Source organism: Desulfovibrio subterraneus (genome assembly GCF_013340285.1).
GTDB lineage: Bacteria > Desulfobacterota > Desulfovibrionia > Desulfovibrionales > Desulfovibrionaceae > Halodesulfovibrio > Halodesulfovibrio subterraneus.
In genome coordinates this window covers 1,625,718-1,632,604 of sequence record NZ_BLVO01000013.1, presented here as the reverse complement: position 1 = coordinate 1,632,604, position 6,887 = coordinate 1,625,718, and the positions used below count along the sequence as shown (strand labels likewise).

The following is a 6,887-nucleotide window of genomic DNA, read 5'->3' as shown; positions in this document are numbered from 1 at the left end:
GCCTGATCCCGAGCGTAGCAAGGGGCAGGCTACTCCTGTCAGGCAGGAAAGTAGGCCGCCGCCAAGACTTATTTCCTGAACGAAAAACTCCGGTTACCGATGAGGGCCGGAGTTTTTCTGTTTTGGGGGTAAAATCATATCCCTTAAGTTAGCCTTCCTTTTCTTCCTTCCATCCGTCTTCCATCATCCTGTCTTAGTTTCAATGAATTGGGCCTTGGTCGTGATAAAATCATCCAACTTCGTTGCCTGTATACTGAGAAAGGCCAATCAGTTATCTTGCCGTTGCAAATCTGCCAACAAACATTACTTTCCCCTTCATGAAAAAACTTCCTCTTGGTTCACGAGCGCGTTTCGACAATAGCCTGCCCACAAAAGTCTGGTTCAGCGCAAAAGATGCCACACGGATACTGCACAGACTGCTCTGCGGAACGGAGAAGCGTGTTCCGCAAGGCAAGGTTCCAGTGGTGTACCGGAGCCGGGAATCTTTTGTAACTCCTGTGACGCAGGACCCTGCTTTCACTTGGCTTGGGTGGAATACCATGCTCATCAATATGTCGGGTATGACCCTTTTGACTGATCCTGTCCTTTCTCGTCGGGCATCACCGACCGGATTGTGGGGGCCGTCGCGCCTGCATGATGCTCCATGCAGTGTGCATGACCTGCCCAAAATCGATGTGGTTCTCATTTCGCACGATCACTATGATCATCTGGATCGCGCCACCGTTCGGGCGTTGAACAGTGCAGATACAGCCTTTGTTGTTCCGTTGGGGATAGGGCGCATCCTGAAGCGCTGGGGCATCACCGAAAGCCGGATTCATGAGCTGCAGTGGTGGGAAGATATAACAATCGGCTCAGTGACTCTGACAGCTACACCTGCCCGCCATTATTCCGGTCGCGGACTGGCGGACAGATACGCCTCGCTCTGGGCAGGATGGAGCATTGCAGGCCCCACGCATCGGCTCTTCTTCGGCGGTGATACGGGGTACTTTTCCGGATTTACCGAGATAGCTCGGCGGCTGGGACACTTTGATGCATCATTGCTCCCCATCGGTGCCTACAGCCGCTATTGGAAGGATGTGCATCTGTCACCCGAGCAGGCTGTTCGCGCCCATATGGACCTGCAGGGTGGGGTGTTGATCCCCATGCACTATGCCACCTTCAATCTGGCGCTACACGACTGGGATGAACCGTTGATACGCTGTCTGAACGCAGCGGCGCAACATGAGGTCCGCGTGCTGTGTCCTCCTCCGGGAAGGACCGTGAATTTGAGCGATTGTACGCATAATGCGGTATGGTGGAGTAACTAACCGCCTATGTTGATCAAATTCTTAAAATGCTGACTGGTTGAGTGTGGGCGGTGCTTCAGGATGGTGTTGCAGTGCTGTGGTTCTGATGAAATCATCGTATAGAAATCTTGAATAACTACCTGAAGTAGCGTTAATATTTTTTCGGCTTTACGTTTGAGGCTGAAAATTTGATAAAACTAGGCTGTGAGGCGCAATAAATTATTATAAAATGATCATTTCATCATTTATGGGCAAATTAATCGCTTCTGAGGCCAACTGTCTCTTTGACAGTGTTCCCGCGCCGCGATAGTGTACGCCTCTATTTTAAATTGTCATTGGAGGATGCCAAGGCTATGCAAGAATTTCCGCGTATGCACCGTCTGCCCCCCTATGTCTTTGCAGTTGTTGGCGAGCTCAAGATGCAGCTTCGCCGCCAGAACATCGACATCGTGGATATGGGCATGGGAAACCCCGATATTCCGACCCCTCAGCACATCGTGGATAAACTGACTGAGGCGGCGGCCAAAGGCATCAACCATCGGTATTCCGTATCTCGCGGCATTCCCAACCTGCGCAAGGCCATGTGTGACTGGTATCAGCGCAATTACGGAGTGTACCTCGATCCTGAGAAGGAATGCGTGGTGACCATGGGCGCAAAGGAAGGCCTTTCGCACCTTGCATTGGCCATGCTTTCGCCCGGTGATGTCGTCCTGGCACCGGACCCGACCTATCCCATTCACACCTATGCCGCGATTATTGCTGGTGCCGACGTGCGCCGCATTCCCATCGGCAAGGGACGGGACTTCTTTGAAGACCTTCTGGAGGCGACCAAGCAGACCTGGCCGCAACCCAAGGTGCTGATGATCAGCTATCCGCACAACCCCACCACGGAACTGGCAGCACCCGAGTTCTTCCAGAAGGTTGTGGACTTCGCCAAGGAACACAAGATTTACGTCATTCACGACATGGCCTATGCCGACCTCGCGTTCGATGGCTACAAGCCCCCGAGCTTCATGGAAGCAAACGGCGCCAAGGACGTGGGCGTGGAATTCTATTCCATGTCCAAGAGCTATTCCATGGCTGGCTGGCGTGTCGGCTTCTGCGTGGGCAACCGCGAGCTCGTGTACGCCCTGACCCGCATCAAGTCCTATCTCGACTACGGCATATTCCAGCCCATTCAGATTGCCGCAACCGTGGCTCTGAACGGCCCCAGCGACTGCGTGCGCAATATCGTGCAGGTATACCAGAATCGCCGCGACACCCTGATTGAAGGGCTTGAGCGTGCGGGCTGGGAAGTGCCTTCTCCCAAGGCAACCATGTTCGTGTGGGCACAGATTCCCGAAGAGTTCCGTCACCTCGGCTCCGTGGAGTTCTCCAAGCTTTTGCTCACTGAAGCGAAGGTTGCTGTTTCTCCCGGTCTCGGTTTCGGACACTTCGGCGACGATCATGTCCGCTTTGCTCTTATCGAAAATGAACACCGTACCAATCAGGCATGCCGCGGCATCAAGAAGCTGCTGAATGCAGGAGGCGATGTCTGTGCCTAATGGAAAGAAGCGCCTGGTCCTTGCCCTTGCCGGATACGGCACTGTGGGCACGGGCCTTGCCAAGGTCATAGAAGAGAATCGGGACTGGATTATCGAGCGTTCCGGCAGCGAGGTGGTGATAAAATCCATTCTCGTGCGTGACGTGAAGAAGCCCCGTAACTTCCCGGTTCCTGCCGGTGCGACCCTGACGGACGATCACGAGGCGCTGCTGAATGATCCCGAAGTGGATGTGCTTGTCGAGCTCATGGGCGGCATTGAAGCGCCCAAGAAGCTCATTGCGGCAGCCATCCGTGCGGGCAAGCATGTGGTAACCGCCAACAAGGCGCTGCTCGCTGAGCAGGGGCTTGAGCTGTTTGAACTGGCTGCCGAACATGGCGTGCACCTCAAGTATGAGGCCAGCGTATGCGGTGCCATTCCGATTCTGGATACCCTGAAGGAAAACCTTGCGGGCAATCGCATTATGCGGCTCGTGGGTATTCTGAACGGCACGGCGAACTACATTCTTTCGGAGATGACCTCCAACAAGCTTGATTTCGCCACCGCGCTGAAACAGGCTCAGGAACTGGGCTACGCCGAAGCGGACCCCACGCTGGACATTGAAGGGCTGGATGCGGCGCACAAGCTGTGCCTGCTTACCCGCCTTGCGTTCGGCGTGAACTATCCCTTTGAGCAGCTTCCCGTTGTGGGCGTTTCCAAGGTTGAACCGGAAGATATCGAGTTCGCCCGCGAGTTCGGCTACAGGGTCAAGCTGGTCGGTCAGGTGCAGGAAGTGGACGGCAAGATTGAAGCGGGTGTTTTCCCCACACTGGTGCATCACACCTATCTGATCGCACGGGTGGGCGGCGCGTACAATGCCGTCCGTCTTGAAGGGAACGCCTGCGGCCCCATTTTCCTGCATGGTCCCGGTGCGGGCGACCTGCCCACGGCTAGCGCCGTGCTGGGCGATATTCTCAGCGTTGCGCGCGGTGCCTATCCGAACAACACCGGTTTTGTGCGTCAGGTGCCGCCGCTGGCGAACATCATGTCGCCGGATGAAGCCTCTTCCAAGTACTACTTCCGCGTCATCGTCCGCGATGTGCCCGGTGTGCTGCGTGATCTCGCAGGCGCTCTGGCGGAGCAGGACATCTCCATTGCGCAGGCCATCCAGAAGGAAAAGGGAGCGGCGGAAGTGCCTGTGGTATTCCTTACCCACGAAGCAACGGCCCGCGCCGTGAAGGCTGCGGTTGAAGGGATGAAGGCCAAGGGCCTTGTCGTACGGGAGCCCGTTTACTACCGGATTCTGTAGTGCGGAAACTGATCTATTGTATTGCGGACGGCATGGCCGACGTTCCGGCGTATTGCGAGCATGGAATAACGCCGCTACGGGCCGCAAGTACACCTGTACTGGATACCATGGCCCGCCACTCTGTGGCGGGCCTTTGTCATGTTATTCCTCACGGCCTGCCCCCCGATTCCGATGTGGGGAACATGGCACTCATGGGATATGACCCCCTGCAGTATCACACCGGCCGCGGCCCCATTGAAGCGCTGGGCATCGACGCGGGCCGCTTACCTGCAGGTTCCGTCTCTCAGGACGATCTTGTCTGGCGGCTTTCGCTTGTGTGTGCCGAGGGCCGGAGTCAGGTGTTGCGCGACGCGCATGGCGGAGGCGTGACAAACGATCAGGCTGACCGGCTTGCCGCCTTGTTTGACAGTGCTCTGTATGCTTTTTCAGGCGGGAGCCTGCGGGTGTTCGCCAACGAGACCTATCGCCATATTCTGGTGCAGCGGGGAGGTGCCTCACTCCCGGAGGCCAATCTACCTGTTCCGGGTCCGCATACCTTACTCGGGCAGAGCCTGAGCGCATCTGCCGCTGTGTATTCAGCTGTCCTGCATCAGGCGATGGAGATAATGAACCGCATCGCTGCTGAAGATACCTCGCCGCCTAACGCCGTCTGGCTGTGGGGGCAGGGGCCTTTGCCGGTGCTTCCGGCTTTTGCTGCGCAACACGGGCTGAAGGCCTGCATGCTGGCCGGAGTTTCCCTGCTTCGCGGGCTTGGGCGGGCCGCCGGTATGCAGGTGGTGGAGGATGCTTCCTTTACGGGAACGCCGGATACCGACCTCAAGGCCAAGGCTCGGGCCGCAATCACGTTTCTGGAGAACGGGGGCGATGCGGCCTTCATTCATGTGGAAGCGCCTGATCACTGCGCCCATGCCGGAGATGCGGCCGGAAAGCAGGCATCTCTTGAGGCCTTTGATCGCGAACTGCTGGCCCCGCTTGTATCGGCAATGCCGGAAGCCGTGTTCGTTGTCACCTGCGACCACCTGACATCTTCGGTGACACGCACCCACGAGCGGGGAGCAGTGCCTTTCATGATTCACAGGAAGGGGCTTGAGTTTTTGCCGTGCGATGAGTTTTCCGAAGAAGGGTGCAGCGGGCTTGGCGAGGTGGAAAGTGGCCCGGCCCTGCTGGAGCTTGCCAAGCGCTTTCTCTAGTCTTTCGGAGAAATCCTTGATCCGCGTAGCGGAAAGAATCAGCTCACCAGTGTGCAGCGGTTGGGGGCATGAAAGGTGATGATGAAGGTTGTGCCCTTGTCCACCTCTATATCCAGAAATGCTCCCAGCTGGTCCACCAGCGAGTGCACAAGCTGCATTCCCAGCGTGCGTGCGGCATCCGGTTCATAATCAAGGGGCAGGCCCACCCCGTTATCCCTGACAATAATCTTGATGTTGTCCTGATCGCGTTTGACGGAGAGACAGACAATACCCTCGTCGCGGTTTTTGAATGCGTGCTTGAGGGCGTTTGAGAACAGTTCGTTGATGATCAGGCCGCAGGGAATGGCGGTGTCTACGGGAAAGAAAATGGGCTGTATGTCGGTGATGAGGCGGATCTCCTTACCCATGGAGAAGGCTGAAATCAGCTTCTGGGTCAGCTTCGGCAGGTAGTCGCTGAATTCCACGCAGGCCAGATCGTCCGAGCGGTAGAGCTCTTCATGCACCAGCGTCATGGAATGGATGCGGTTCTGCGATTCCAGAAACAGCTCCCTGTCTTCCGGCGTGCGGATGTAGGAAGCCTGCAGGTTGAGCAGGCTGGAAACCAGTTGCAGGTTGTTCTTTACCCTGTGGTGCACTTCCTTGAGCAGGGTTTCCTTTTCCTTCAGCGAACTACGGAGTTTTTCATCACTGGCCTTGCGGTTGGTGATGTCGTCGGCAATGCCCACAATGCGGTAGGGAACGCCCCTGTCGTCTTCAACAGGGAAAGCCCGCTCGCGAATCCAGCGCAGAGTGTTGTCCGGCCGCACTATGCGGTGTTCCACATCGAACGGCTTGTGTGCCTTGAAAAGCAGGTTCCACGCCTCGGAAACCCGCTCCTGATCTTCCGCATGCACGGATGTGAACAGGCCGTTGGGGTCTGAATAGAGCGAGGCGCAAGACCTGCCCCATACCTCTGCGTAGGTGGGGCTGACATAGAGAAAGGCCCCTGTGTTCATGTCGCGCACGAAAAAAACCTCGCGCACGTTTTCAACGAGCTGGCGGAAGCGTTCTTCGCTGTCCGCCAGCGCTTTTTCAAACTCGATCCGTTCTGCAATCTGCCTGCGCAGTTTTGTGTTGGCTTCTTCCAGCGCCTCGGTGCGTTTGCGAACCTGCTGTTCAAGGTTTTCGCGTCTCAGGCCTTCTTCCCTGAGCAGGCGGGCGCGTTCAAGGCAGCGTTTGATGGATGCGCCAAGCTCCTGAAAATGCTTGAGCGGCTTCATGAGAAAATCCCATGCGCCACGTTGCAGGGCGTCCACCACATCATCCATTCTGTCAGTACCGGAGACGATGATAACGGGCGTGGTGGGAGCCTCTTCGCATATGCGGCTCAGCACCTCGCCGCCGGACATGCCGGGCAGCCGCCAGTCCAGCAGAATGGCAGCGGGACGCAGGGAGCGGAAGATCTCCAGTCCGGTTTCCCCGTTCTCGGCTTCCATCACGGCATAGCCGTCATCGCTGAGAAAGGCGGCCATGGTGGACCGTATTACCGGATCATCATCCAGTATCAGAATGGTATGTGCGGTGGTTGCAGTCATGCCGGGTC

5 protein-coding genes are annotated in these 6,887 nt (G+C 56.8%); 4 read left to right on the top strand and 1 reads right to left on the bottom strand.

The features are described 5' to 3' along the window. The first annotated feature begins 317 nt into the window (after window positions 1-317). The 4 genes from HUV30_RS14420 to HUV30_RS14405 all read left to right on the top strand — a co-directional run bounded on the left by HUV30_RS14420 (window position 318) and on the right by HUV30_RS14405 (window position 5,305). Window positions 318-1,307: an MBL fold metallo-hydrolase gene (locus HUV30_RS14420; RefSeq protein WP_276512316.1), complete on the top strand. Its 990-nt coding sequence runs from the start codon at window positions 318-320 to the stop codon at window positions 1,305-1,307. Window positions 1,308-1,639: 332 nt separating this feature from the next. After that, window positions 1,640-2,830, top strand: a complete 1,191-nt coding sequence (locus HUV30_RS14415) for an aminotransferase class I/II-fold pyridoxal phosphate-dependent enzyme (RefSeq protein WP_174406116.1) — start codon at window positions 1,640-1,642, stop codon at window positions 2,828-2,830. Further along, window positions 2,817-4,115, top strand: coding sequence for a homoserine dehydrogenase (locus HUV30_RS14410; protein ID WP_174406115.1), 1,299 nt, complete (start codon window positions 2,817-2,819; stop codon window positions 4,113-4,115). Before HUV30_RS14415 ends, HUV30_RS14410 begins: the two co-directional genes overlap by 14 nt. After that, a complete protein-coding gene (locus tag HUV30_RS14405; RefSeq protein ID WP_174406114.1) occupies window positions 4,115-5,305 on the top strand; it encodes a BPG-independent phosphoglycerate mutase family protein in 1,191 nt (396 codons plus the stop codon). The genes HUV30_RS14410 and HUV30_RS14405 overlap by 1 nt, the downstream gene beginning before the upstream one ends. 38 nt (window positions 5,306-5,343) lie before the next feature. Here HUV30_RS14405 and HUV30_RS14400 read toward each other — a convergent pair whose 3' ends face one another. Beyond that, window positions 5,344-6,879, bottom strand: coding sequence for a sensor histidine kinase (locus HUV30_RS14400; protein WP_174406113.1), 1,536 nt, complete (start codon window positions 6,877-6,879; stop codon window positions 5,344-5,346). Window positions 6,880-6,887 lie beyond the last annotated feature (8 nt).